General features: G+C 69.2%; 27 protein-coding genes. 8 read left to right on the top strand and 19 right to left on the bottom strand.

The features are described from left to right. Positions 1–197: 197 nt before the first annotated feature. Positions 198–656: a carboxymuconolactone decarboxylase family protein gene (locus tag ACZ5PO_RS22145; protein ID WP_464183942.1), complete on the top strand. Its 459-nt coding sequence runs from the start codon at positions 198–200 to the stop codon at positions 654–656. Positions 657–811: 155 nt separating this feature from the next. Here the strand turns inward: ACZ5PO_RS22145 and ACZ5PO_RS22150 are convergent, their stop codons facing one another. Further along, positions 812–1255, bottom strand: coding sequence for a PaaI family thioesterase (locus ACZ5PO_RS22150; protein ID WP_464183943.1), 444 nt, complete (start codon positions 1253–1255; stop codon positions 812–814). A gap of 63 nt (positions 1256–1318) precedes the next feature. Next, a complete protein-coding gene (locus ACZ5PO_RS22155; RefSeq protein WP_464183944.1) occupies positions 1319–1564 on the bottom strand; it encodes a tautomerase family protein in 246 nt (81 codons plus the stop codon). A gap of 87 nt (positions 1565–1651) precedes the next feature. On the opposite strand from ACZ5PO_RS22155, the gene ACZ5PO_RS22160 reads away from it, so the two are divergent. Continuing rightward, on the top strand, positions 1652–2233 hold the full coding sequence (locus tag ACZ5PO_RS22160; RefSeq protein WP_464183946.1) for a TetR/AcrR family transcriptional regulator: 582 nt from the start codon (positions 1652–1654) through the stop codon (positions 2231–2233). A gap of 109 nt (positions 2234–2342) precedes the next feature. Here the strand turns inward: ACZ5PO_RS22160 and ACZ5PO_RS22165 are convergent, their stop codons facing one another. Further along, positions 2343–2729 carry a DUF4267 domain-containing protein gene (locus ACZ5PO_RS22165; protein WP_464183948.1) on the bottom strand — a complete coding sequence of 129 codons (387 nt, stop codon included), beginning with the start codon at positions 2727–2729 and terminating at the stop codon, positions 2343–2345. A 54-nt stretch (positions 2730–2783) separates the two neighbouring features. Further along, positions 2784–3800 carry a zinc-binding dehydrogenase gene (locus tag ACZ5PO_RS22170; protein WP_464183950.1) on the bottom strand — a complete coding sequence of 339 codons (1017 nt, stop codon included), beginning with the start codon at positions 3798–3800 and terminating at the stop codon, positions 2784–2786. A gap of 154 nt (positions 3801–3954) precedes the next feature. Between ACZ5PO_RS22170 and ACZ5PO_RS22175 the strand changes: the two genes are divergently transcribed. Beyond that, positions 3955–4533: a TetR/AcrR family transcriptional regulator gene (locus ACZ5PO_RS22175; protein ID WP_464183951.1), complete on the top strand. Its 579-nt coding sequence runs from the start codon at positions 3955–3957 to the stop codon at positions 4531–4533. 48 nt (positions 4534–4581) lie between these two features. On the opposite strand, the gene ACZ5PO_RS22180 is transcribed toward ACZ5PO_RS22175, so the two are convergent. Further along, a complete protein-coding gene (locus ACZ5PO_RS22180) occupies positions 4582–5232 on the bottom strand; it encodes a Vgb family protein (RefSeq protein ID WP_464183952.1) in 651 nt (216 codons plus the stop codon). A 9-nt stretch (positions 5233–5241) separates the two neighbouring features. After that, positions 5242–6462, bottom strand: a complete 1221-nt coding sequence (locus ACZ5PO_RS22185; RefSeq protein ID WP_464183954.1) for a helix-turn-helix domain-containing protein — start codon at positions 6460–6462, stop codon at positions 5242–5244. Between the two features lie 105 nt (positions 6463–6567). On the opposite strand from ACZ5PO_RS22185, the gene ACZ5PO_RS22190 reads away from it, so the two are divergent. Then, on the top strand, positions 6568–7023 hold the full coding sequence (locus ACZ5PO_RS22190) for an SRPBCC family protein (RefSeq protein WP_464183955.1): 456 nt from the start codon (positions 6568–6570) through the stop codon (positions 7021–7023). A 102-nt stretch (positions 7024–7125) separates the two neighbouring features. Beyond that, positions 7126–8184 (top strand): adenylate/guanylate cyclase domain-containing protein, encoded by a 1059-nt coding sequence (locus tag ACZ5PO_RS22195; protein ID WP_464183956.1) that lies wholly within the window; start codon positions 7126–7128, stop codon positions 8182–8184. 140 nt (positions 8185–8324) lie between these two features. Here ACZ5PO_RS22195 and ACZ5PO_RS22200 read toward each other — a convergent pair whose 3' ends face one another. From ACZ5PO_RS22200 to ACZ5PO_RS22210, 3 genes are all read right to left on the bottom strand, one after another. After that, positions 8325–8651 (bottom strand): DUF2218 domain-containing protein, encoded by a 327-nt coding sequence (locus ACZ5PO_RS22200; RefSeq protein WP_464183958.1) that lies wholly within the window; start codon positions 8649–8651, stop codon positions 8325–8327. Further along, a complete protein-coding gene (locus ACZ5PO_RS22205) occupies positions 8651–9061 on the bottom strand; it encodes a PadR family transcriptional regulator (RefSeq protein WP_464183959.1) in 411 nt (136 codons plus the stop codon). The genes ACZ5PO_RS22200 and ACZ5PO_RS22205 overlap by 1 nt, the downstream gene beginning before the upstream one ends. 263 nt (positions 9062–9324) lie before the next feature. Beyond that, the gene (locus ACZ5PO_RS22210; protein WP_464183960.1) at positions 9325–10257 is read right to left on the bottom strand and encodes a LysR family transcriptional regulator; all 933 of its coding nucleotides are present in this window, start codon (positions 10255–10257) and stop codon (positions 9325–9327) included. Between the two features lie 96 nt (positions 10258–10353). On the opposite strand from ACZ5PO_RS22210, the gene ACZ5PO_RS22215 reads away from it, so the two are divergent. Both ACZ5PO_RS22215 and ACZ5PO_RS22220 read left to right on the top strand, forming a co-directional pair. After that, positions 10354–11145 (top strand): NAD(P)H-dependent oxidoreductase, encoded by a 792-nt coding sequence (locus tag ACZ5PO_RS22215; protein WP_464183962.1) that lies wholly within the window; start codon positions 10354–10356, stop codon positions 11143–11145. 230 nt (positions 11146–11375) lie between these two features. Then, positions 11376–12497, top strand: a complete 1122-nt coding sequence (locus ACZ5PO_RS22220; protein ID WP_464183964.1) for a hypothetical protein — start codon at positions 11376–11378, stop codon at positions 12495–12497. Between the two features lie 10 nt (positions 12498–12507). On the opposite strand, the gene ACZ5PO_RS22225 is transcribed toward ACZ5PO_RS22220, so the two are convergent. Further along, positions 12508–13023 (bottom strand): winged helix-turn-helix transcriptional regulator, encoded by a 516-nt coding sequence (locus ACZ5PO_RS22225; RefSeq protein WP_464196990.1) that lies wholly within the window; start codon positions 13021–13023, stop codon positions 12508–12510. A gap of 119 nt (positions 13024–13142) precedes the next feature. Between ACZ5PO_RS22225 and ACZ5PO_RS22230 the strand changes: the two genes are divergently transcribed. After that, the gene (locus tag ACZ5PO_RS22230; protein ID WP_464183965.1) at positions 13143–14216 is read left to right on the top strand and encodes an MFS transporter; all 1074 of its coding nucleotides are present in this window, start codon (positions 13143–13145) and stop codon (positions 14214–14216) included. Positions 14217–14382: 166 nt separating this feature from the next. Here ACZ5PO_RS22230 and ACZ5PO_RS22235 read toward each other — a convergent pair whose 3' ends face one another. The 9 genes from ACZ5PO_RS22235 to ACZ5PO_RS22275 form a co-directional block, all read right to left on the bottom strand. Further along, positions 14383–15717, bottom strand: coding sequence for an LLM class flavin-dependent oxidoreductase (locus tag ACZ5PO_RS22235; protein ID WP_464183966.1), 1335 nt, complete (start codon positions 15715–15717; stop codon positions 14383–14385). After that, a complete protein-coding gene (locus ACZ5PO_RS22240; protein WP_464183967.1) occupies positions 15714–17414 on the bottom strand; it encodes an ATP-binding cassette domain-containing protein in 1701 nt (566 codons plus the stop codon). Before ACZ5PO_RS22240 ends, ACZ5PO_RS22235 begins: the two co-directional genes overlap by 4 nt. After that, complete coding sequence (locus ACZ5PO_RS22245; protein WP_464183968.1) at positions 17411–18286, bottom strand: ABC transporter permease; 876 nt, start codon at positions 18284–18286, stop codon at positions 17411–17413. Before ACZ5PO_RS22245 ends, ACZ5PO_RS22240 begins: the two co-directional genes overlap by 4 nt. Beyond that, positions 18283–19215: an ABC transporter permease gene (locus ACZ5PO_RS22250; RefSeq protein ID WP_464183969.1), complete on the bottom strand. Its 933-nt coding sequence runs from the start codon at positions 19213–19215 to the stop codon at positions 18283–18285. The genes ACZ5PO_RS22245 and ACZ5PO_RS22250 overlap by 4 nt, the downstream gene beginning before the upstream one ends. Then, positions 19212–20861: an ABC transporter substrate-binding protein gene (locus ACZ5PO_RS22255; RefSeq protein ID WP_464183970.1), complete on the bottom strand. Its 1650-nt coding sequence runs from the start codon at positions 20859–20861 to the stop codon at positions 19212–19214. The genes ACZ5PO_RS22250 and ACZ5PO_RS22255 overlap by 4 nt, the downstream gene beginning before the upstream one ends. Positions 20862–20898: 37 nt before the next feature. Further along, positions 20899–22116 carry an acyl-CoA dehydrogenase family protein gene (locus ACZ5PO_RS22260; RefSeq protein ID WP_464183971.1) on the bottom strand — a complete coding sequence of 406 codons (1218 nt, stop codon included), beginning with the start codon at positions 22114–22116 and terminating at the stop codon, positions 20899–20901. Between the two features lie 50 nt (positions 22117–22166). Continuing rightward, positions 22167–23522, bottom strand: a complete 1356-nt coding sequence (locus ACZ5PO_RS22265; RefSeq protein ID WP_464183972.1) for an LLM class flavin-dependent oxidoreductase — start codon at positions 23520–23522, stop codon at positions 22167–22169. Positions 23523–23894: 372 nt separating this feature from the next. Beyond that, positions 23895–24275 carry a tautomerase family protein gene (locus tag ACZ5PO_RS22270; protein WP_464183973.1) on the bottom strand — a complete coding sequence of 127 codons (381 nt, stop codon included), beginning with the start codon at positions 24273–24275 and terminating at the stop codon, positions 23895–23897. Between the two features lie 217 nt (positions 24276–24492). Beyond that, positions 24493–25341 carry a nucleotidyltransferase domain-containing protein gene (locus tag ACZ5PO_RS22275; protein ID WP_464183975.1) on the bottom strand — a complete coding sequence of 283 codons (849 nt, stop codon included), beginning with the start codon at positions 25339–25341 and terminating at the stop codon, positions 24493–24495. Between the last annotated feature and the right edge of the window lie 73 nt (positions 25342–25414).

A 25414-nucleotide genomic window follows, 5' to 3' on the forward strand; every position in this document is an offset into this window, starting at 1 on the left:
ACCGCGCATATGCCCTGCGACCACGGCCGTGATTATCCGGACATCGAGCAGATGATTGCTTCCAATTAGGAAGGAATGATCGCCGCGTTCCGCTCGCGTGGCGATGTCGCTCCTCTCTCGCGCTTTCTTGGCCTGCATGTCACAGACGCGGGCCCTGTCTCGTCATGTCACCGGAACCCACGAAAGGAGCCGGAACCATGACCGCCAAGCTCGATCCCTTCACTGCTGCCCCTGAGCTCATGAAGAGCTGGATGGGGACCTCGCTTGCCGTCGTGGCCAGCCTCGAGCCCAGCCTCATCGAGCTGGTGAAGATCCGCGCCTCGCAGATCAACGGCTGCGCCAACTGCATCAACATGCACACCGCCGAGGCGCGTGCCAAGGGCGAGACTGAGCAGCGCATCTATCTGCTGTCGGCCTGGCGGGAGGCGCCCTGCTACGGCGCGCGGGAGCGCGCCGCGCTCGGCTGGACGGAGGAGCTGACGTGCCTGTCGGAACGCCACCCGCACGCGGCGGCTCGTGCACTGCTCGAAGCCGAGTTCACCGAGGAGGAGCAGGTCAAGCTCACGCTGATGATCAACGTCATCAACGGCTGGAACCGCATCGCCGTGGGCTTCGGCCTGTGGCTGGATCCGGCGGCGGCGAGGGCGGCGGCCTGAACCGAAGCCCGGGCTTCGGGGCGCGGCGGCGAGCGGGCGCGCACCGCTTGCTTCGCCGTCGCGCGCCGGACGCCGACCAGACGGCAGCGGTACGATCTTGTTTCGCGTCGCCCGCCCGCACCTGACGCCGCCGCCCGTCTCGGGGGCGTGCCCGGCTATCTCGCCGCCGACGGCACGACGGGCGAGAGCGTCGCCTGAAAGGCCGCGACGAGCTTCTCGTGCGCGTCCTGCACGGAATAGACGTCGGCCCGCCCGACGACGATGCGTCGGCCTGCTTTCAACACATATCCCCGGGCGGTCAGCGTGGTTCCCGTGGCCGCCGCCAGCAGATTGATCGTGTAGCTCGCCGTGACCAGCTCGCCTGCCGCGGAGGCACAGGCCCAGGCACAGGCGTCGTCGGCCAATGCGCCGACGACGCCGCCATGGATGGCGCCGAGAAACTGCCGATGTTCCGGCCTGATCGGGATGCTGATCTGGCAGCGGCCGTGACCGAACTGATCGACCGTCCCGTTCAAGACGCTCCGGAAGAACGACACCTCGAGAATGCGCTCGAGGAACTCCCTCGTGATGCCCGTCGTGGCGGGCGCTGCCCTAGGCATGGATCAGCCGGCTAACGAGAACGGCTTTCATCGGACCCAGGAACCAGAGCTGGCGCATGATGGCTACTCCCGCGCGGTCGGAGCCGCTGCCTTCGCCGCCAGAGCGGCCTTTGCCTTCTCGATATCCAGCGCACGGCCGCCGACGCCGTAGCCTCCGGCCGGCACCTCCTCGATCAGGACGTGCACGCTCGGCCGCAGCGCCGGGAAGCCTTCGACCTCCACCACGACGTCGGTCACCTTGCTGATCAGCGCCGCCTTCTGCGTGTCGCTGAGGGCGCCGGCAGGCACTTGAACGGTCACAACGGGCATCTTCGCTCTCCTGTTCTATGGCGATTGCCATAGTATGGCAGTCACCCTATAACGCCGACGCCGGCTTTCGGCAAGGAGAATCGATTCATGCCCAGGACGACGGACGCGCGTGAAAAGGCGATCCGGACCGCCGAGCGTCTCTTTCGCGTTCAGGGATATGCCGCCACCGGCCTCACCCAGATCATCGAGGAGAGCGGATCGCCCAAAGGCTCGTTCTACTTCCACTTTCCCGGCGGGAAGCGTGAGCTGGCGGCCGAGGTAATCGCCGCCTACCGCGCCGAGACGACGGCGGGGTTCCGCGCGCTGGCTGCCCGGGCGGGCGGCGATCCCGAGACGTTCGTGCGCGCGCTGGCCAAGGCTGTCGCGGACGACATGTCGGCGTCGGGGTGGACCAAGGGATGTGTTGCGCAGACGCTCGCCCAGGAGCTTGCGCCGAGCGACGCGGAGATCGCGGATGCGCTCGCCGCGTTGTTCGACGAGTGGGTGAGCGTCATCGCGGCCGCGATCAGCTCGCCCAAGCCCTCCAGAGCCGCGCTCCGCCGCGCCACAGCCCTCGTCGCGGGTCTCGAAGGCGCAAGGACGTTGGCGCGGGTCCAGCGATCGGCCGCTCCGTTCGATGCGGTCGTTTCCCAGTTTCGCACCGAAGCCGTTGCAGATCGAAGAGCGTGACCGGCTCGACGGTATTCATTTTCGCCGTGAAGGGGGGCGACTTCTATTCGAAATGCCGTCCTCCTCTATCGCTCTACTTTAAGTCTGGAAGCTGCCGCCACAGCGCCTGTCACGATGGCGTCCGCACGGCGCGGGCGACGACCAGTCCGGAGAGAGCGACGAGGAGCGCGAGCGTGACGTAGTGCAACGGCAGCACGGGCACGCCGGCCAGCTTCAGGGCGACGATATCGTAGAGTGGCAGCGTGATGCTCACCAGAAAGACGATGGCGAGCGCCCGCCACATGCGCATGAGCAGTAGCAGGAGCCCGATCACCGCGATCACGAGATTCCGATCGCGATAGACCGCGTGATAAAATTCCGCCGCCGCGCCGTCCGTGGGCAAGCCGAAGCCCGACGCTCCGGCGGCCGGGGCCACAATCCCGCGGAGCGCGAGGCCGCCCTGGACCACGATCAACAACAAGGCGAGCGGAAAGGTCACGGCATTGAGGGTGCGCATGCGCGGATTTCCTTTGTTTGCGGGATGGTCGCGGAGGGGTGGCCGGCCGTGGCCTCACGGCAGCAGTACGATCTTGCCGCTCACCGAGCGGCTCTCCATCGCGCGGTGCGCTTTGGCTGCATCCCGCAACGAAAAGGTTTCGCCGATGAGCGGGGTCACAACGCCGTCGCCGACGAGCTTGAGCACCGTGGCGAGATCCTCGCGGTAGGCTTGCGTGCGCAGGTCGCGCCAGGCCGGAATGGCGTAGCCGACGATTCCCTGGCTCCTGCCGAACAGCGCAAAGGCCGAAAAGCGGCTGTTCAGCATCAGGTCGGCGATGGCGAGCGGATGGACCTTGCCGCCGCGCGTGGTGTCATAACCACCATAAAGCACGCCGATGCCGGTAGGCTTCAGGGCCGACAGCGACATCTTCCTGAAATGCCGTCCACCTATGTGATCGAAGGCGGCCACGACCCCACCCCCGCTGATCGCCCGGGCACGGGCCACCACGTCTTCGGCCTGGTAGTCGACCGCTTCGCCGCCGCGGCGCCGGACTGCATCGAGCTTCCCGCCTGAAGCCACGCCGATCGCCCGCACCTCGGCGAGGCGAGCAAAATCGAGCAGCAGACTGCCGACGCCGCCCGCGGCGCCGTGGACGAGAATCCACTCGCCGGCGCCGACCTGCGCGACGCGGTGCAACATTTGCCAGGCGGTGACGCCGTTGAGCACAGCGGCCACCAAGGCGGCGGCATCCGCCCCTTCCGGAGCAGGGACCAGACACCGCGCTTCGACGTTGCGCCGGTCCGCATAGGAGCCCGTGACAGTGACGCCGGCGACGCGCTGGCCGATCTGAAGGCCGGATTCCTGCGCTCCGGTCGCCTCAACCCGACCGACGAAGTCGTAGCCTGGTGTTACCGGCGGCTTGGCGCCCGAATAGAGGCCGCGGCGGACGACAATGTCGGCATAGGCGACACCGGTCGCCTCGATCTTCACCCGTACCTGGTCAGGCGCCGGCGGAGGCAAATTGACTTGTCGCGGTGCGAGGACGCCTGCGTCCCCGGCCGTCCGTACGTGCATCTCATAGGCTTCCATCAGAGGGGCTCTTCAATTATTTATGAAGCGCTAAAAAAACACCTCCGTGCCACCTTCACAAGAATTTTTTTCGAGTCGCTAAAAAATGAATCATGGACCGACAACGCGTGGGCGGCCGCGCACGTTCGACCGCGACGAGGCCCTGAAGACGGCGATGCTGCTGTTCTGGCGGCATGGCTACGATGGGGTGCCCATCGCGCGGCTCGCTGCCGCCATGGGGATCGCGCCGGCAAGCCTCTACGTCGCTTTCGGCTCCAAGGAGGAGCTCTATCGCGAGGCGCTGCGGCTCTACCTCTCGACCCTCGGCCTTGGCGTCGAGGGCCTGGAGGTGGCGGCGAGCGCGAAGGAAGGGGTCCGCGCGCTGCTGCTGACGGCGGCCACGGCGTTTACTCGTCCGAACATGCCGCCTGGCTGCATGGTGGGGATCGGTACGCTGCGCTGCGCCGAAGCGAACAAGATCGTGGAGGAGGCTACGGCGGAGCTTCGCCGGTTCGCGGCCCAGGCGCTGTATCGGCGGATCGAGCGCGCCCGCACTGAGGGGGAGCTTGGCGATGACGCCTCGACGCAGACGCTGACCGATTTCTATACCGCGGTCGTCGAGGGGATGTCCGTGTTGGCTTGCGACGGCGCCTCCCGCGAACGGCTGTCGCGCATGGCGGAGACCGCGATGATGGCGTGGCCGTCCCTCGGCTCAACGGCGTCTCGTCCGCGGCAAGTCGGCGGACGACAATGACATCGCAAGACCGGGCGCGGCACGCCTGTCCCGTGGCTGGCGGCGGCTCTAGCCCGCCGCCGAGCCTCGCCTGGGCCGGCGGACGGCTCTCACCTTGCCGCTGCTGCTGCCGCCGCAGAACAGCCGGTCGCCGCCATCGGACTCGAGCCCCGACACGGCCGTCCCCCGCGGCAGCTCGAGCCTCTCCAGGACCTCTCCCGTTTGTGGATCGATACGCCTCAGATCGCTGTCGTCACCTTCCCAGGTGCCGTGCCAGAGCTCGCCGTCGACCCAGGTGACCCCGGTGACGAAGCGGTTCGATTCGATGGTACGCAGGATCGCCCCCGTCCCCGGATCGATCTGATGGATCTTCCGCTCGCGGTACTGCCCGACCCAGAGCGTCCCCTCGGCCCAGGCGAGGCCCGAGTCAGCACCGCCGCCGGGCGCCGGGATGGTGGCGAGCACGCGGCCTGTCTGCGGATCGATCTTCTGGATGCGGTCTTCAGCGAGCTGAAACAGATGCTGCCCGTCGAAGGCCGTTCCCGCATGGGCGGCGACGTCGATGGTGCGCACGATCGTCCCCATCGCGGGATCGAGCGCGTTCAGCCGGTCGCCGGACGCAAACCAGACGTGGCGGCCGTCGAACGTGAGCCCGTGCACGCTGTCGACGCCCGGAAAGGGCCCATATTCGCGAAGAATTTCGGCGGCTGCTTCAATCATGGGGCCACCCTAATCGCCCGGCAGCGGCGCGGGGAGTAACAAGGTCGTCGCGAATCCCGGCACGGGCGGTGTCAGCCAACGGCGGGCGCGGCCGCGACCGAACGGTTGCACCTTGCCGGCGCCCGCAAGCTGATCGAGGGCCCGCTGCACGGTGCGTTGGCTGGCGCCGAGCGCTAGCGCCAGGGCCGAGCTCGACCATGCCTCGCCGTCGGCGAGGAAGGCGAGCACGGCCGCATGCTGCTCTTCGACGGGCCGCGCCAGCACCACAACTTCGCGGGCGCCGCGCGGCATCAGCGCGAAGCCTCGCGGCGTTGCGCTGATGCCGGCGAGCGTCCGCAGCGCGGCACGAAGCCGCCCGACCTCGACCCGCAGCCGGGCGCGATGCGATTCATCGGCGCGCTTCGCCCGGAAAGCCTGCGCCACCAGCAGGTCCCGCGGCGCGTCGGCGGGCCACGCCTCGGCCAGTGCGCGGGCGAGCGCGAACAGCACCGGCCGTCGTGCGAGCGAGACCGCGGTGTGCGCGTCGCGCACGGCATGACGGCACGCATCCACGACGAGCGCCGGCGACGCCTGCAGTGCCTCGACCTCGCCGAGCAGGAGAGGGCGCTCGCCCCCATGCGCGATCAGGCGTGCCGCGGGCGTGCGCAGGATGCGGAACGCGCTTTCGACCTCGGCCGTCAGCGCCGCGATGCGGGCCTCGCGCGCGGCGCGCTCCGCCCGCGCCAGCGCCGCGTGCGCCGCCTCTGTTTGCAGACGCCGCATCGCGATCCCCGCGACCACCAACTCGTGGGCGGCCCGCGAGGCGGGTGGCAGGGGCGTGGGGTCGAGCCCGGCGAGCCCACGCTCGGCCTCGTCGAGGCGCCCGATCAGCAGCAGACGGCGCACAGCGAGATACCGCGCATGCGCGGCGTTCACCCGGTCGCCGTGTGCTTCCAGCGTCGCCCGCGCCGCCTCGAGCGCCTTCGCAGGCCAGCCCAGGTCGCGCGAGACGAACGCGATCTCGGCCTCGGCGACGATGCAGCGCGCGCGGGCCACGGCCTCCTTCGGGCCGAAGGCGCGCGCCGCGCGCCGCACCAGAGCCCTGGCGCGATCGAGATCGCCGAGCTGCGCCATGGCGATGCCGCGCAGCGCCAGCGCAGGGGCGTCGTCGCGCAAGGCAACCCGGTTCAGCGCGCCGAGCGGGTCGCCGGCGGCGAGCGCGCGCGCTGCGGCGGTGATCAGCGAATCCAACGGAAGCCCGTCACACTTGTCACTCTTACCCTTCGATATCCCGCACTAAGTCTATCTGACGAGCACCCGTCGACACGAAGCAGGACAGCCGAAGGAGAGATACCGATGCAGGAGCCCCTCGTCGTCCACCGCGAGACGCGCCTCCCGGCGCCGCCCGCCGCCGTCTTCGCCCTCCTTACCGATCCGGAGAGGATCCTGCGCTGGATGGGAACCGAGGCGCAGGTCGAGCCGCACCCCGGCGGGCTCTATCTCGTCAACGTCACCGGGGCCCGCATTGCCCGTGGCTCCTTCCGCGAGGTGGTGCCGGTGCACCGCCTCGCCTACAGCTTCGGTTGGGACGGCAGCGAGGTGGTCCCGCCGGGGTCGAGCCTGGTCGAGATCGACCTGATCGAGCAGCCGGACGGGACGCTGCTGCGGCTGACCCACACGGGCCTGCCCAATGCCGAGCAATGCGCCGGCCACGCCGAAGGCTGGGCTCACTACCTCGGCCGGCTGGCCGAGGTCGCGGCCGGGCGTGAGCCGGGCCCGGACCCTCGGCGCGGCCACGGCGGCAGCGAATGACCGGGCTGCGCTGCTAGTCTTAGGAGCGGTGGCCCGACCGGGCATCGTCTCGCGCGGCGCCGCCGGTGACAGGACGGCGGTCGTGGCGGCATGATCTGCCGCATGGATGTGCCTGCGTCTCTCGCCTGGCTGCTCGACGAGGCCGTCGCCTCACCCGGTCCGGACCGGCTCCTGGCCGAGCTCGGCCGCCGGCTGGCGGCGGATGGGCTGCCGCTGGCCGGGGGCGCCTTGACGCTCGCGCTGCCGCATCCGATCATCGCCCGTCGCACCTGGCTGTGGCGGGCCGAGACCGGCACGGTGATCGAGGCCTTGGGCTTCGTCGGCGCTCCGCCCGACCAGGCCGGGCGCGATTGGCTGGCGGCGCTCGGCCCGGCGCAGGAGGAGATGGTCGGCGCCTCGCCGGACGGGCCGCTGCTGGGCTGGGCCGGCACCCGTCCGTTCGGCCCGGTCGAGGCCGACCGGCTGCGCCAGGTCGCGCGCTTCGCCGCCGCGCCCCTCGCTGCCCTCGCTGCGCGGGCGGCGCTTGCGGCTCTGCTCGAGGCTTATCTCGGTCGGCGCAGCGCTGCGCGGGTGCAGGCCGGCGCGCTCCGCCGCGGCACCGGGGAGACCATCCGCGCTGCGCTGCTCTATGCCGATCTGCGCGACTTCACCGCCATGTCCGAGGCGAGGGAGCCCATCGCCGTGATCGCCGCCCTCGACGCCTGGTTCGACCGCGTCGCCGGGGCGGTGCACGCCTTCGGCGGCGAGGTGCTGAAATTCATAGGCGACGGCCTGCTGGCGATCTTCCCGGTGACCGGCGCGCCGGCGGAGGCCTGCGAGGCGGCGTTGCGCGCCGCAGTCGCCGCCCGTGCCGGCATGGCCCACCTCGATGCGGCCCGAGAGGCGCAAGGCCTCTGGCCGCTGCCCTTCGGCGCAGCGCTGCATCTCGGCGAGATGCTGTGGGGCAATATCGGCGCGGTCGACCGGCTCGACTTCACCGCCATCGGCCCCGCGGTCAACCTGGTCAGCCGGCTGGAGGGGCTGTGCCGGCCGCTCGGCCGGTCGGTGCTGATCTCCGGCGCGCTCGCCGCCGAGACCGCCATGCCGCTGGTGCCACTGGGGGAGCACAGGCTGCGCGGCATTGCCGCGCCTTGCGCCGTCTTCACCCTGCCGGACGCATGAGCGGTTTGCTCGACCGGCCGCCGGTCCATGGCGTCTTCCCCACAGCACCTACCGGATCAGCTCGTGATTGGCGTCGAGCACCGCCGCGATGTCTTCGACCATAGGGATTCTCCCGCAGCGAATTGAGGGAGTGGCCGAGATCACGCCGGGCGCCAATCGACCTGCATCTCCTCGCGGAAGGCGAAGCGAAGCAGGTGGCTTGCGACCACGTCCTGGAGCCGTTCGAGCTGGCCGGGTTCCGGCGCCGCGAGCGACAGTCTCAGTACGCTCTCGTCGGCGTCCAGACGACATTCGCCGAAGGCGAATTCGATCTGTCCCGCATGTGGGTCAAAGGTGACCGGGCATTTGTGCTGAAAATGCTTGCAGAGTTGCTGGAGATAACGTGACGCATGCGGGGTCGCGACGGTGGCGATGCTTCGAATGCCAGGGACGGTCGGTGAAGATACGGCCGGCGAAGGTTCAGTCATCAGCTGCGCTCCACGGTTTGTGCCGCCGCGTCGAGGGCGGCGGCAATGCTTTCGGCGGTGGGTTGATCGAGGGGGCCTCGCTTCAGCCGCAGGCGTAGCGCCAGCTTGAGGTTTTCCATGGCGCGCACCACCGGCGCCGGCACGGGATCCTGTCCGCCGCCGGCCGCGCCGATGCGTGACAGCAAGTCGTCCGCGGCGGCGCGGTTGGCAACGAGGAAGGCCTCTCCCTCCGGCGTGATGCGGTAGCGTTTGCGACCGCCTTGTTCGGCTTCGATGGCGGCGTAGCCCATGTCGTCGAGCCAGGAGAGCGTGGGATAGATCACGCCGGGGCTCGGGGAGTAGCTGCCGCCGAACCGCTCCTCGATCGCCTTGATCAGCTCGTAGCCGTGGCGCTCGCGCTCCGCGATCATCGCCAGGAGCAGGAGCCGGAGCTCGCCGTAATCGAAGAGCCGGCCACCGTGGCGGCCACCGTGATGATGCCGGTGATGTCGGCCGCCGTGGAGAGGGCCCGAAGCGTCTTCGGGCGACGTGACATGACGGCCCGGGCCGTCACTGTATCTGTGCTTCATGGATGCCGATATGGATCTCGATATATCGACATTCAAGATATATCGGGAATTTTTCCGATCATGGGATCAAGCTCCGGATGACGTCGGCGGATCGCTACGCCCGCCTAACGCGCTGCTCGCGACGTCTCGATGCCGGGGATGCTGCCGATTCGTTCGGCGAGGAAGTCGGCCAGCAGGCGGACCCGGGCGATGCCCGCGCGCTCCGGTACGATCAGCAGGCTCAGGGGCACGGCGGGAAGCGCATAGTCCGGCAGGATCACCTCGAGCTGTCCGGCCGCCAGGAGATCGTCGACGAGCCATTCATGGGCGGGCGCGATGCCGCGCCCGGCCGCCAGGGCTTGGCGCGCGGCAAGCCCATGGTCGACGCGGAGGCGTCCGCTGAACGGCACCGCATGATGCTGGCCGTTCGGCCCGACGAGGGCGAGCATGTCGCTGCCCGCCACGTTCGACATCCGGATGCCCTCGTGGTCCGTGAGGTCCGTCGGAACGGCCGGCCGGCCTCGCGCCGCCAGATAATCCGGTGCGGCCACGAGCCGGCGCCGGGAGCGGCCGAGGGCCCTGAGCTTCATGGAGCTGTCGCCGAGCGGGCCCAGCCGAAGCGCCAGGTCGACGCCCTCGCGCACGAGGTCGACGCGCTCGTCGGTGAGGCTGAGATCGATCCCGATATCGGGGTAGCGATCCTGGAAGGCGAAGATCAGCCGGCTGATGTGCAGGACGCCGATGGCTGCCGTGCAGGACATCCGGATGGTGCCGGCCGGCGCGCCGCGCGTGGCCCGCGCCTCGTCTCCCGCCTGCTCCACTTGCCGCAGGATCTGGACGCAATGGGCGTAGTAGCGGCCGCCTTCGTCGGTCAGGGTGACGCGCCGCGTGGTCCTGCTGAGCAGCGGCACGCCGACGGCCTCCTCGAGTTCGCGCAGATGGCGCGTAACCGTCGACTGTCCGGCGCCCAGCTCCCGCGCCACCGCCGACAGGCTGCCGCGCTCGGCGACGCGAACGAAAGTGCGCATGCGCTCGAGCGTGATGTCCGACTTATCCATTATTCGGCATAATTCTATGCATTGACCTCATCTAGCGGAGCGCGCGGGCATTGCCTAGCTGGAGGACCGGTTTCCCATCATCGGATCGCTCGACCCATGAACATCCTGCTCGTCTTCGCTCATCCCGAGCCGCGCTCGCTCAACGGCGCTCTCCGCGACGTCGCTATTCAGGAACTCCAAGCCCAAGGCCACCATGTGCGGCTGTCGGACCTCTATGCCGACGGTTGGACGTCCGAGGTCGACCGTGCCGATTTCCCCCTGCTGAGGCCGGATGAGCGCCTCATCCCGGCGGCGGCCTCCAAAAAGGCGTTCGAGGCCAGCGGGCTGACCGAAGACGTCAGGGCCGAGATCGACAAGCTCCTGTGGGCCGACGTTCTGATCCTTCAGTTTCCGCTCTGGTGGTTCTCCATGCCGGCCATCCTCAAGGGCTGGGTCGACCGGGTGTTCGCCTACGGCTTCGCCTATGGCGTCGGCGAGCACAGCGACCGGCGTTGGGGCGACCGCTACGGCGAGGGGACCTTGGCCGGCAGGCGCGCCATGGTGATCGTCACCGCCGGCGGCTGGCCGGAACACTATGCGGCCCGCGGCATCAATGGGCCGATCGACGACCTGTTATTCCCGATCCACCATGGGATCCTCTATTATCCGGGCTACGATGTGCTGCCGCCCTTCGTCGTCTACAGCGCGGACCATCTCGATGAGGCCGGGCTCGCGCCCATCGCCGAGCGCTTGCGCGACAGGATGCGGACGCTCGCGGCGACTCCGCCCATTCCCTACCGCCGGCAGAACGGCGGCGACTACCTGATCCCGAGCATGCAGCTCCGCCCCGGTCTGGGCGAGCCGGAGGCGACCGGCTTCGCGCTGCACCAGGACGGTCCAGCCGGCTGACGGGCCAACTGACTGGCCAAGTCGGCGCACGGCCGGCGACGGTCGTCCGGGCCATATCGAGCGCGCTGCCCAGGTCTCGCAAACATGGACGTCGCGGCCCAATAGGCCCGGGCACCGACGTTGCCGAACGGTTTAGCCCTCGTCCTGCGGCATGTATCGTCGTGCCTCGCCGCGAATCGAACGCTGCTTACAGGCAACCGCAATCCATTTCCGACGGATCGACGTCACGCATGAGCGAGTATCAGTACTACGAGTTTCTCGCGATCGATCGGCCTCTCGACCGGGCAGCGCAGGATGAGCTGCGGTCGATATCCACTCGGGCGCAGATCTCTGCGACGAGCTTCAGCAACCATTACGAGTGGGGCAACTTCAAGGGCGATCCGCGCGCCTTCTTGGAGCAATGGTTCGACCTGCACCTCTATCTGGCGAACTGGGGCACGCGACAGTTGATGATGCGGGTGCCCAAGGGCTTTCTGAGCCTGGAGGACATCGAGCCCTTTCTGCGCGAGATCGACTGGGTCAAGGTGCGGACTTCCGGTGACAACCTGATCATCGACATCTGTCGCAACGAAGAGGAGCCCGCCGAGGACTGGGATGATGACGGCACGGGCTGGCTCGCCACGCTGGCTCCGCTCCGGGCGGACGTGCTGTCCGGCGATCTCAGGCTGTTCTACGTCCTGTGGCTCACTGCGGTGCAGGAGGAACTGGTCTCCGAGGACGATGTCGAGCCGCTGCCGGGCATTGGCCCGTTGACGGGCGCGCTCGAAGGCTTGGCGGAGTTTTTCCACCTCGACCCGGATCTGCTGCAGGTCGCGGCAGAGTGCGGCGCCGGCGAGGAGGCACCGTCGCGGACGGAGCTGCGCGCTTCGCTGGCCGCTCTCCCCGAGGATGAGAAGACGGCGCTGCTGCTGCGCGTGGTCGAGGGCGATGGCCATGTGGCCGCCGAGCTCAGGAGCCGGATCCGCAAGCAGCGCCCGCTGCAAGCAGCGCCACGTCGCACGGTTGCTCAATTGCGGGCGCGGGCGGAGGACATCGCCGAGGCGCGCGAGCGCGCGGAGGCTCAACGCCACGAAGCCGAGCTTCGCCGGCAAGCGGCGGAGGACGAGCGGGCACGCCGCGCGCGGCTCGCCGTTCTCAGGCAGCGCGGCAAGGGCGCGTGGCGCGAGGTCGAGGACGAAATCGAGCGCCGCAATCCGTCCGGCTATGTCAGAGCGGCCGGTCTGCTGGCCGATCTCAAGGCGCTGGCGGCGGAAGAAGGAAGCCAGGACGAATTCGTGCGTCGTCTCGAGGTGATCCGCGTCCGCCACGGAGCAAAGCGGAAGTTCATCGAGCGGCTCGCGGAGCTCGGATGAGACGACCGCGTCACTGAGCCGGGTCGTCGCCCAGGATGACGCTGTTGCGCCGGGCGACGGTGGCGCGCGTGCTGTCGGTTGCGCCAGGGCCTGCTTCCAGCCGAATGTCGCGGATCCCCAGCCTGCGGCCGTCCTGGCTGCGTAGACAGACGGGCTCGACCGGCCGTCCCGTGCGGTCGTCCACGAGCTCGAGCGGCGGGCCATCCTCCGCCTCGATCCAGTGGTCGCCCCACTGCATGAGCGCGACGAGAATAGGGTAGAGCGCCTCACCCTTGGGCGTCAGTCGGTACTGGAAGAAGCGCGCGCTGTCGCCGACCGGAGTCTTCTCGAGGATGCCCTGCTCGACGAGATGGCTGAGCCTGGCGGCGAGAACGTTGCGGGCAATGCCGAGCCGGCGCTGGAAGTCGTCGAAGCGTGCCGTTCCGAGCGTGCATTCACGGATGATCAGCAGGCTCCACCACTCCCCGATCTGATCGAGGGCGCGCGCGATCGAGCAGTTCATGCCGTCGAAGGTCTTCCGGTACATGCGCAATCATATCTCATCGAAGTTGCGTGACGCAACTTCGATGAGTATAGTTTTGTGACGAAACCTCGAAAGCGATCGCGGCCAAGCCGCCGTCGCCGCTGCCGGGAGGGCCGCGAAGCATGGATCGTCGTCTGATTGTTCTGGCTCTCGGGATGTTCGCCATCGGCACCGACAGCTTCGTCGTCGCGGGCATCCTGCCGGCGGTCTCCAGCTCATTGGGCGTCACCATTGCCGCGAGCGGACAGATGGTCACCCTGTTCGCGCTGTCCTACGCGCTCCTGTCGCCGGTGGTGGCGACGGTGGCGGCGAACTGGCCGCGCAAGGAACTGCTGCTGAGCGCGCTCGTGGTCTTCGTCGTGGCCAATGGGTTGACGGCCGTCGCCCCGAGCTTCGAGCTCGTGCTGGCCAGCCGCGTGCTGGCGGGGCTCGGCGCCGCCATGTTCAGCCCTACGGCGACCGCCACGGGCGCATCGCTGGTGCCGGCCGAGCAGCGCGGGCGGGCGCTCGCCGTGGTCATCGCCGGCCTGTCGAGCGCGACGGCGCTCGGGGCACCCATCGGCACGGCGCTGGGCGGCCTTGCCGACTGGCGCATCACCATGTGGTTCGTCGCGGCACTGGGCCTCGCCTCCGGCCTCGGGATCTGGGCACTGCTGCCCACCGTGCCGTCGCCGCCGGCGGTCGGCTTGCGCCAGCGCTTGCAGCCGTTGGGGGACAGCAGGGTGGCGCTGACGCTGCTCACCACGCTCGCGGCCTACGGCGGCCTCTTCGTCGTCTACACCTATGTCGCCGTGGCGTTCGGCCGAGCGACGGGCGGCGATGGGACGATCCTCGCGGGGCTGCTCTTCCTGTGGGGTGTCGCCGCGACGGCCGGCAACCTGGCCGCGGGGATGCTGACGGATCGGTTCGGCAGCCGGCGCATCATCAACACGGCGATCATCATCGTCGCCGCCGACTTTGCGCTCATGCCCTGGACGAGCGCCGCGCTTCCCAGCGCGATCGTCGCCATCCTGGTATGGGGGCTCTGCGGCTGGGGCCTGCTGGTGCCGCAGCAGCACCGGTTGATCGGTATCGCGCCGAGCATGGCGCCGCTGCTGATGGGCCTCAACTCCGCCGCCGTCTATATCGGCGTGGCGGCGTCAGGCGTCATCGGCGCTGCGGGAATAAGCCTTATCGCCCCCACCAGCTGGGCCTGATCGGCGCCTGTTTCATCGCCGTCGCCTTCGTGATGGCGCAGCTCGCCGCGAGGCGCATTGCTCGGCATCCTTCGCTTGCGCCGGCCGAGACCGGGCGCGCGGAAGGCGGGCGCGCTGGCGTCACCGAAGCAGCGCGGAAAGCGGCCTGATGCAGCACCGGCCGGATCTACCCGACGAGCCGGGTCTGCTCGGTGTAGCGGTTGGCGGGCCGCTCCAGCCCGAAGTGGCTGCGCAGCGTCTTGCCCGCGTAGGCCGAGCGGAAGATGCCGCGCTTGCGCAGCAGCGGCACGACGTGGTCCACGAAGAGTTCCAGCCCTTCCGGCAACAGATCGGGCATCAGGTTGAAGCCGTCGGCCGCTCCGGCGCGGAACCAGGCTTCGATGTCGTCGGCGATCTGCTCGGGGGTGCCGACGATGACGCGATGGCCGGTGCCGCCGCCCAGGCGCCGCAGCAGCTGGCGCACGGTCAGCCGGTCGCGGCGAGCCACCTCGACGAGCGCGCGGAAGAACGTCTGCGAGCCGTCGACCGGCATCTTGATCGTTTCCGGCAGCGGCTTGTCGAGGTCGAGCTTGGCCGGGTCGACATTCAGGATGCCGGCCACGCGGACAAGGCTGTAGTCGCCGGGGATCAGGGACCACAGGTAATCGTCGCGCCGCCGCGCCTCTTCCTCGGTCGAGCCGATCACCGTCGCCAGGCCCGGCAGCATGACGATGGCATGGCCGGGCCGGCCGTAGGCGGCCGCCCGGCGGCGGATGTCGTCGGCGAAGGCCTTGCCTTCCTCGATCGAATTGGCGACCGAGAAGATCGCCTCGGCGTGGCGGGCGGCGAGCGCCCGGCCGTCGTCGGAGCCGCCGGCCTGCACGACGACCGGATGGCCCTGCGGCGAGCGGGGCACGTTGAGCGGCCCTCTGACCGAGAAGAACCGGCCGATGTGGTTGAGGGCGTGCAGGCGCGAGGTGTCGATGAACCGGCCTGTCGCTTTGTCGCCGACGAGCGCATCGTCCTCCCAGCTGTCCCACAGGCCCAGCACCACCTCGGTGAACTCGGCGGCCCGCTCGTAGCGGGTGGTGTGAGCGACCGCGTTGTCGAAGCCGAAGTTGCGCGAGGCCACCGCATCGGCCGTGGTCACCACGTTCCAGCCGGCGCGGCCGCCGCTCGCCAGGTCCACGCTCGCGAAGCGCCGGGCGATGTTGTACGGCTCGTTGTAGGTGGTGGAGGCGGTGGCGATCAGGCCGATGAACTCGGTCGCTGCGGCGATCGCGGTGAGGATGATCGTCGGCTCCAGCGTGTAGAAGGGCCGGAATTCCGGCCGGTCGACGAGCGCCGGCGAGTCGGCCAGGAACACTGCATCGAAGGTGCCGCGCTCGGCGATCTGGGCCAGCCTGACGTAATGGTTGATGTCGGTGAACGCGGCCGGGTCGTTGGCCGAGGCGCGCCACGCCGAGCCGTAGAAGCCGGCGCTGAGCATGTTGACGTTGAGATGCAGCTGGCGGTCGGTCATGGCCGGGCCTCGATCGGGGGAAAGGGAGCCGCCGCCCGCGCAACGAGCGGAGCGGGCAGGGAGGCGATGAGGCTGCGCGTGTAGGCATGGGCGGGGGCGTCGAAGATGCTGACGGCATCGCCCGCCTCGACGACACGGCCGTCCTTCAGCACGATCAGGCGGTCGGCCATGTGCCTCACGAGGCCCAGGTCGTGGGAGATGAACAGCAGCGCGGTGCCGAAGCGCGCCTGCAGCTCCGCGATCAGATCGACCACCTGCGCCTGGATGCTGACGTCGAGCGCCGAGACGGGCTCGTCACACACGATCAGCGCAGGCTCGGCCGCAAGGGCCCGCGCGATGGCGATGCGCTGGCGCTGGCCGCCCGAGAGCGAGCGCGGATGGCGGTCGGCGAGGGTCGGGGCGAGGCCGACCTGCTCGAGCAGCGTGCCGATGCGACGGCCGCGGGCGGTGGCGTCGATCCCGGGCAGGTTCTCGCCGATGATGTCCTTGACCCGGTAGCGCGGATCGAAGCTGCTCAGTGCGTCCTGGGGGATGTACTGCAGCCTGGCCCGCCGCGGCCGCCGCGCCCGCTCGGGCAGGCCCGACCAGGGCTCGCCCAGCAACTGCACCCCGCCATGGTCCGGCTCCAGCAGGCCGAGTACGATCTTGGCGCAGGTCGACTTGCCCGATCCCGACTCGCCGACGAGGCCGACCACCTCGCCGGCGCGGATGGAGAAGGACACGTCGTCGACGGCCGTGAACATCGTGTTCCGCTTGCCGCGCTGGCGATAGGTCTTGGTGAGGCCGCGCGCCTCGAGCACCACGTCGTCGGTGACCTCGGGCCGCGCCGGCAGGGGATCGCGCACGATGCGGATGGGGCTGCCATCGTCCGGTGCAATGCGCGCCGACGACAGGCGGCAGCCGCGCGAGTCCGTCGATGGCACGGCGGCGATGAGCTGGCGCGTATAGGGATGGCGGGGACGAGCCAGCACGTCGGCCGTGGGGCCGGCATCGACCACCCGCCCGGCCCGCATCACGTGGACGCGATCGGCGATGCCGGCGACCACCGCGAGGTCGTGGCTGATGAGCAGCAGGCCCGCCCCCTCGCGCACGCGGTCCTTCAGCACGGCGATCACCTGCGCCTGCACGGTGGCGTCGAGCGCCGTCGTCGGCTCGTCGGCGATGATCAGGCGAGGATGGCCGGCGATGGCCGAGGCGATGAGCGCGCGCTGGCGCAGGCCGCCGGAAAGTTGGTGGGCGTATTGCCGGGCTCGCACCTCGGGCTCGGGGACGCCGACCCGCGCCAGAGTGTCCACGACGAACCCGTCGATCCGCTGGCCGCCGAACGGCAAGCGGTGGTGGAGCACCACCTCCGCCACCTCCTGGCCGATGGTCCGCAGCGGATCCAGCGAGGTCAGCGCATCCTGCATCACCAGGCCGGCGAAGGTGCCGCGCAGGCGTCGCCAGCGTGCCTCGTCGAAGCGGCTGGCCTCTTCGCCGCCGAGCAGAAAGCGCCGGCTCGTGGTGCGCGCCCCGGAGCCGGCGAGGTTGATCAGGCTGCGCGCCGTGACGCTCTTGCCGGAGCCGGATTCACCCACCAGCGCCACGCATTCGCCCGGACGCACGACAAGATCGACGTCGTGCACGACCGCCCGTCCGTCCACGCCGAAGCGCACGGACAGGCCTTCGATGTCGACGAGAGGAGCCTCGCCGGTCATGGGACGCGGCCCTCGAAGCGGCGCTGCAAGGCATTGCCCAGCACCGTGAAGGCGATCACCGTGAGTGTGATCGCCGCCCCCGGGAAGACGCCGGGCCACCAGGCGACCCGCAGCACGTCGCGGCTTTCCGCCAGCATCACGCCCCATTCGGGCGTCGGCGGCTGCGGGCCGAGGCCGAGGAAGCTCAGGCCCGAAACGGCGAGGATGGTGGTGCCGATCGAGACCGTCGCGACCACCGGCACCGCCGTCAGCACGTTGGGGAGGAGGTGGCCGAAGAACACGCCGAGACGGCCACGGCCGTAGATGTAGGCATGGGTGACATAGTCAGCGTCGCGCACCAGCTGGGTCTGGGCCCGCACCACCCGGCCGAATTTCGGGATGCCGGAGATGCCCACGGCGATGGCGATGTTGGTCAGCCCCGCGCCGAGGAAGGTGACCACCAGCAGGGCCAGCAGCACGCCGGGGAACGACGAGATGACGTCGAACAGGCGCGAGACCGCCTCGTCCAGGATGCGGCTGCGCTGCCCGGCGAGCAGCCCGAGCGCAATGCCGAAGATGGCGCTGAGGGCCGCCGCGCCGAGGCCGATCGCCAGGGAATGCCGGGCGCCGTAGAGCGTGCGGGCGAAGATGTCGCGGCCGAGCCTGTCGGTGCCGAACAGGTGCTCGGCGCCGGGGGGCTGGAGCGAGGCGAGCGCGTCCCCTTCGAGCGGATCGAAATGCGTGAACAGTTGCGGCGCGATCGCCGCCACGGCGAGCAGGAGGACGAAGGCCGCGGCCGCGATCACGCCGGCGTGCGGCAGCCGCGGCAAGGACCGCGATCGGACGGCGATATCGTCGACCGGGCTCGCGTCGGCGAGGGAGGAGTCGGTCATTGCTGCCTGAGCCTCGGGTCGATGATGACGTAGACGATGTCGAGCAGCGTCGAGGCGGCCACATGGATGAAGGCCGCCAGCAGCACCACCGCCAGGACCACCGGCACGTCGTGCGACAGCACGGCGTTCAGCGTGACGGTGCCGAGGCCGGGGCGGCCGAAAACCTTTTCGGTGATGACGGCGCCGCCGAGCAGGCCGCCGATCAGCCAGCCGCCCAGCGTCACCGCCGGCAGCGCCGCATGGCGCAGCACGTGGCGCAGGCGGATGAGGCCCTCGCCCAGACCGCGTGCCCGCACCGTGACGACGAACGGCTGCTCCAGCGCCCGCTCCATCGCCTCCCGCAGTACCTGGGCGAGCAGGCCGGCGGTGGGCAGCGCCAGCGCCACCGCCGGCAGCACCAGCGCCTGCCAGCTCTGGGCGCCGGAGACCGGGAACCAGCGCAGCGTGAACGAGAAGGCCATCAGCAGCAGGATGCCGATCCAGAACACTGGGGCCGAAGCGCAGGTGAGCTCGATGGCAGCGGCAACGCCGCGCGCCAGCCGTCCGCGTCCCGCCGTGAGCGTGGCGGCCACGACCGCGAGGACCAGCGCCAGCGTGCCTGCGGCCGTGGCAAGGTGGACCGTCGGCCAGATCTGCGAGCCGACGATCTGCGCCACGGGCTGGCGCAGCACGTAGGAGAGGCCGAAATCGCCGGTGCCGATGCGCCCGACGAAATCGACGTATTGGGCGAAGAGGCTGCGGTCGAGCCCCCACTCCTGGATGATGGCTTCCCTGAGGCCGGGGTAGATGAGATCACCCGCGAGGATGTCCTCGATCCGTCCCGGCAGGGCATGCAGCGCCAGGAACGCGGCCGTGATGCTGCCCCAGACGACGACGAGGCTGGTCGCCAGCCGGGCCAGGATGCGACGCGCGACGGGGCTCGCCGTCACGGCTGGGCGACCCAGACGTCGTAGAGGCTCGCGGGCGAGTCGAGCTGCGTCTCGAACGACAGGCCGCGGATGCCCTCCTTGGCCGCCAACTGGTAGTTCGCCGCGAACAGGGGCACGATGAACGCCTGCTCCACGGCCCGCTTCTGGGCCGCGGCGGTGAGCTCCCGCTTCGCCTCGATGTCGGTTGCCCGCTGCGCCTTCTCGATGAGGTCGAACAGCGGCTGATCGGCCTTGTCGGCCACCGCGCTGATGAAGCCATTGCGGCCGATGTTGGCGTCGAGCTCGCGTGCGGCGTCGGCCGGCAGGTAGGTGTTGGGATAGATGGTCCAGGTGCCCTTGGCGAGCTGCTGCGCCCACTCGCCGCCCGTGGTGATGCGCAGTTTCAGGTCGAAGCCCAGGTTCTTGCGCAGCTGCGCCTGCACCCCCTGAATGAGCACGTCGCGGTTGTCGCGCACGTAGGGCTGCGGATAGCCGACCTCGATGGTGAGGCGCTGGCCGTCCTTGGTGCGGAAGCCCTCCGCATCGCGGCCCGTCCAGCCCGCTTCGTCGAGCAGCTTGTTGGCCTTGGCCGGGTCGTTGCCCCAGGTGCCCTCCAACGTCTTGTCGTAGAACGGGTTCTCAGGTCCGATGTTGGACCAGGCGCGGCGCACGGTGCCGAGGTAGACGCTCTTGACGAGTGCGCCGATGTCGGCCCCGTCGCGCAGCGCCTGGCGCACGCGGACGTCGGTGGCGGGCGGAATGGTGTAGTTGATGTTCAGCGTGAAGGCCGTCTGGGCACCGGACGGGCCGGTGAGGAACTGGAAGCCGGGCTCGTCCTTGAACAGGGCGGCGTCGGTCGGCTGCACGCCCTCGATCACGTCCACCTGCCCGGAGGAGAGCGCGCCGGCACGCACGGAGTATTCGGGCAAGAAGCGGATGGTGGCGCCGTCGAGATAGGCCGGGCCGGTGTGGGCGGCGTAGCCCGGCGCCCAATTGTAGGCCTTGTTGCGCACCAGCGAGACGGATTGGCCGCGCGTGTAGGACTCGAACAGGAACGGCCCCGTCGCGGCGAGGGCCGGGCCGCCGGAGCAGAGCTGATCGCCGGATTGCAGGGCCTTGGGCGAGAGGATGCCGAGGCGGATGCTCGACAGCGACTCCAGGAAGGTCGAATCGGACTGGGACAGCGTGAGCCGCACCTCGGAGGGGCTGACGACGTCGACCTGCGCCAGCGACCGCAGCAGCTCGCTGGCCGCGTTGGCGTTCTTCAGATCCTTGATGAAGTCGAAGTTGAACTTGACGGCCGCCGCATCGAGCTTCTCGCCGTCATGAAAGGTCACGTCCGGCCGCAGCTTGAGGTCATAGACCTTGCCATCGGGCGAGATCGTCCAGCTGGTGGCGAGCCACGGCAGAAAGCGTCCGCCCGGCCCTTTGGCGATGAGCGAGTCGACGAAGTTGCGGATGACGATGAACGAGTTCTGTTGGGTCGAGCGCTGCGGGTTGAAGCACACCGGCTCCGTCGTCACCCCGAAGGTGATCGACCCGCCCGCCGTCGGCTGAGGCTCGGCCGGCGCGGCCACCACGGTGCCGGCGCACAAGGCCGCAGCCGTCAGCAGCGGCCAGGAGAGAGCGAGGCGTCGGTGGGGGGAGCGGAGGGCCGCTGCGGTCATCGGAAGGCTCGTGCGCATGGAGGGGGGAGGAGGAGACTTAGAAGAAGCCTTGGCCGGGGAGCGGCTCGCCGTTCAGCTCGTAGGCGCCGATGGCCTGCGCCTTGAGGACGGACGGGTTGTGGTTGGCGAGCGTGCGGGCGTTGCGCCAATGCCGATCGAGGTTCTTGGAGCGCTGCAGGGCCGAGGCGCCGCCCACGTCGAACAGCCGGGTGGCGCTGCGCAAGGTCAGATCGTCGACGATCAGCTTGGTCTTGGCCGCGATCTCGGCCGCCGTGTGCGCCAGCGTCTCGTCGGGCAGGCCGCGGTCGCGCACCAGCGCCAGCTCGTCCTGTGCATCGGCGGCCGAGAGCACCAAGGCTTCCGCCGCGAAGGCGTTGCTGGAGATCTCGCCGATGACCTGCTGGAGCAGCGGGTCGTCGGCGGCGCGGGCCGCGTTGGCGTAGTAGAAGTTGCGGTCCTTGCGGGAGATGACCAGAGCCTTGGCGTCCTTGAGCACGCTGCGCAGGATGCCGGCGATGATGGCCGTGACCAGGAGCTGCGCCAGCGTGTTGTTGTAGGCCAGGCTGTAGGTGAGACCGGGCGCGTCGACGATGACCTCGTCCGCTTCCACGCGCACATTGTGGAAGCGCGTCGTCCCCGATCCCGTCAGCCGCTGACCGGCGCCGTCCCAGTCGTCGACGAGCTCGACGCCCTCGCGCGTGGTGGGGATGATCACCGAGACCTGATGGTCGCCGGGGCCCGTCGCACGTACCTGCACGACGTCGGAGAACAGCGTGCCGGTGCTGTAGTATTTGACGCCGTCCAGGCGATAGCCGTCGCCGTCGGGCGTCAATCTCGTCTCGAACGTAACGGCGCCGACCTTGGGACTGGTGAGCTCCGTGTTGGCGAGGCCGACGATGGCGCCGCTGGCGATGAGCTTCGCCCATTTCTCCCGGTGCGGCACGTTCCTGGGCCGGGCGAAGCGTTCGACGAAGCTGAAGTGATTACGCAGCGCATGGGCGACGTTCGGATCGGCCGCCGCCAAGGCGATGACGACGCGGAACTGTTCGCGGTGGCTCAGCCCGGCGCCGCCGTCAGCCTTGGGCAGGCGCAGCGCGCCGATCCGGCTCTCGCGCAGCCGGTCCATGACGTCGTAGGGCAGGATGCGCTCGCGGTCGCGCTCGGCGGCGCCGGCCGCGATCGCATCGAACAGATCCTGGAAGTCGGGGGGAGCCTCGCTGAGGTTGCGGGCGCCGGATGCGGTGCTGGACATCATTCAAGCCTTGGCGGGAGACGGGGTGCGGCGGGTGCGGGGGCTGCCCCGTTTCACTCCGCCGCGACGGACGCGCCGGCGCGGGCGCTGCGATGGGCCGGGCGCTGGAGCCCCAAGTGCTCGCGCAACGTCTGTCCCTCGTATTCGGTGCGGAACAGGCCACGCCGGCGCAGCTCCGGCAGCACCAGCTCGATGAAATCGGTGAGGCCGCTGGGCAGCAGCGGCGACATCAGGTTGAAGCCGTCGGCGCCGTAGTGGACGAAGCGCTCCTCGAGCTGATCGGCGATCTGCTCGCCGGTGCCGACGAGCTGCCAGTGGCCGCGGGCGCCGGCGATGCGCTGGTAGAGCTGGCGGATGGAGAGGCCTTCCCGACGCGCCAGATCGGCGACGAGCGTCTGCCGGCTCTTGCTGCTCAAGGTGTCGGCCAGGGGCGGGATCGGTTGATCGAGGTCGTAGCCGCGCAGGTCGATGCCGAGCATCACGCGCAGCAGCTCGAGCCCGACCTCGGGCTGGATCAGCTCCTGCAACGCCCCGAACTTGTCCTGGGCCTCCGCTTCGCTCCTTCCCACCACGACGAAGGCGCCGGGCATGATCTTCAGCTCGTCCGGCGAGCGTCCGTACTTCGCCATGCGGCCCTTGACGTCGGCGTAGAAGCCCGTCGCCTCGGCCAGGGTCTGCTGGGCGGTGAAGATGACCTCGGCCGTGCGCGCGGCGAGCTCCTTGCCCGGCTCGGACGAGCCCGCCTGCACCACGACCGGGTGTCCTTGCGGCGACCGCGGCGTGTTCAGCGGCCCCTTGACCCGGAAGTGGCGGCCCTGGTGGTCGAGCACGTGCAGCTTGGCGAGATCGACATAGTGGCCGCTGTCGCGGTCGCGCAGAAAGGCGTCGTCCTCGAAGCTGTCCCACAGCCCACGCACGACGTCGACGAACTCCTCGGCGCGCTCGTAGCGCTGGGTGGGCGGAATGGGCGCCGCGTGGCTGAAGTTGAGGGCCGCCTCCGGGTCGTTCGTCGTCACCAGGTTCCAGCCGGCCCGGCCGCCGCTGATGTGGTCGAGCGAGGCGAACTGGCGGGCGAGGTTGAACGGCTCGTTGAAGCTCGTCGAAGCGGTGCCGATCAGGCCGATGCGGTTCGTGGCAGTCGCCAGCGCGGCGAGCAGCGTCAGCGGCTCGAACAGCGTGATGCCGGTATGGGCCTTGCGGGCCGCCCCCTCCGGATGCAGCAGGCGGACGTCGACGCTGTCGGCCAGGAAGACGGCATCGAACTTGGCCGCCTCGGCGGTTCTGGCGAATTGGACGTAGTCTGCAAGCGCGGTATCGGTGGACGCCGACGGGTGTCGCCATGCGGCGACGTGATGGCCCGAGATATAGTGGAAGGCCCCCAGTTTGAGCTGGCCTTGGCGTTGAGCCATACGTGCTGATCCTCGGCTGACGGCAGCCGTGGCTGCATCGCCCGCCAGGTGGAAGACATCGCCTTGATCGGCGATGAGCGTTGATCCTTAATTTATTATATATCGGGAGTTTATCAGAATTTGCTTCTATTTATAATCTGGGTTGTGAATATAAATTCTTTGATGAGTTATCGTTTTAGTATATTTTCCGCATGTCGGCTTGGCGTGCGGACCTCGTTACGTCGCGGTGTGGAAGCGGCGAGGGGAATGGCGACGGCGTCCCGGCGGCCGAGTTCGCCCGACCGCGCTTCCGGGGGCCGGGCGTTCTACCGCCGAACGTGAGGCCATTTCCGCCACGGTCCCATTGGTCGCTCCGGGCCCGCTGCCGGACCCTCACGAGGCATATTGCGCCACGCCGTTGCCGAACGACCAGTTCTCCTTCTTCACCTCGACGAGGTTGACGAGCACGTCCTCGCGCCCCAGGCCGAGCGATGCGGCCAAGCCGTCGGCGATGGCCTTGTAGAGCGCCTGCTTCTGGGCGAGCGTGCGGCCTTCGTTCCAGGTGATCTGGACGATGACCAGGTCGTCGCTGCGGTGGATGCCGAGGTAGTCGGCATCGAACACGAAATTGTCGGGCTCGTGCTCGGCGATGATCTGGAAGCGGTCGTCGGCGGGCACGCCCACGCTCACCATTGCCGCGTGGACGATGCGGCTCACCTCGCCGCGGTAACGGACGTCCTTGCCCTTGCGGAGATCGATACGGACGAGTGGCATGGCGTTGTCTCCTCGGTCACAGGCTGATGGACGCGGGCGGGCTCGCGCACAATCCGACGCCACTCAACGCGCCGGCTTCGCCGTAGTGGTCGACCCGGACGACCGGCGGATCGCGCGGACGGAGCGCTCGCCGAATCCGAGGCGCTGCGGGCCGAGGCGTAGCGCGGCTTCGACGCGGCCCTCGGACTGCTGACGTCGGAGGGCTTCGTCAGCGCGGTCAAGCGGGCCATGGCGGCGCCCCGGTGAGCGAGCCGCAACGCTCTACGACATCCCGGTAGAACCGCTCCGCCTCGATCCGCGCGGCCGCCGAAAGAGTCCGAGCTGCCGGGTCGCTCTCGGATCTGGCGATCGCGAACTCTCCATCGACGAAGGCGGCGATTGGTGGCGGTAACGATGTTGAGCCCATCTCGTGCGTCACGGCCTTCCGGGCGATCAGGTCGGCCGTCAGCGCCGCGACCTCGTGGGGCGGGTCGCATTCGGCCATCAGCGTCGGGAAATGCATCGGCGCGACGGCCTCGTGCGGATGCAGGCGCAGCCAGCGCAGCGTCGCCGCCGGCCGCAAAGCGTAGAAGATCTTCTTGGCTGGCACGATCGCGCCGTCGCCGAAATGGACGCGACGCTGGCGCTCGCCCAGATGCAGGTAGTGGCGGGCGACGAGGTCGCGCGTAGCGAAGCTGCCGGCGAACTCCAGGAAGGCCTCGCGGAACCAGGGGATGCCGCGATAAACGATCGGCGAGCGCAGCCATTCAATGATCACGGCGTTACCCCTGAGCAGCAGCTTGATCGCTTTGCCCAGGTCCCAGCCGTTCACATCCAGCTCATCGGCGAGCGGCGTCTCGATGACGTCGCGCCGCGGCCAAGGCGTCAGGTGCTGTTCCACCGGCCGCACGAAGATGAAGCGGCAATCATAATCGCTGTCCGGGGATGGAAAGCCCCACGCGCGGCTGCCGCTTTCAACGGCAAGGGGAATCGAGACACCGTCCGCACGGCAGATTTCATCGAGCCGCGCGTCGATGGCGGCGACAGCGCTCGGGGAAAAGCTATCCGGTAGGCTGCGGAGGGGCATGGTTGCGAAGCTCGAAACGACAAGGAGGTACCAATGACCTAATCATGGGCACCAAAAGGAACGTCCACGATCT

The sequence above is a fragment of the Chelatococcus sp. KU-N122 genome (assembly GCF_055391085.1).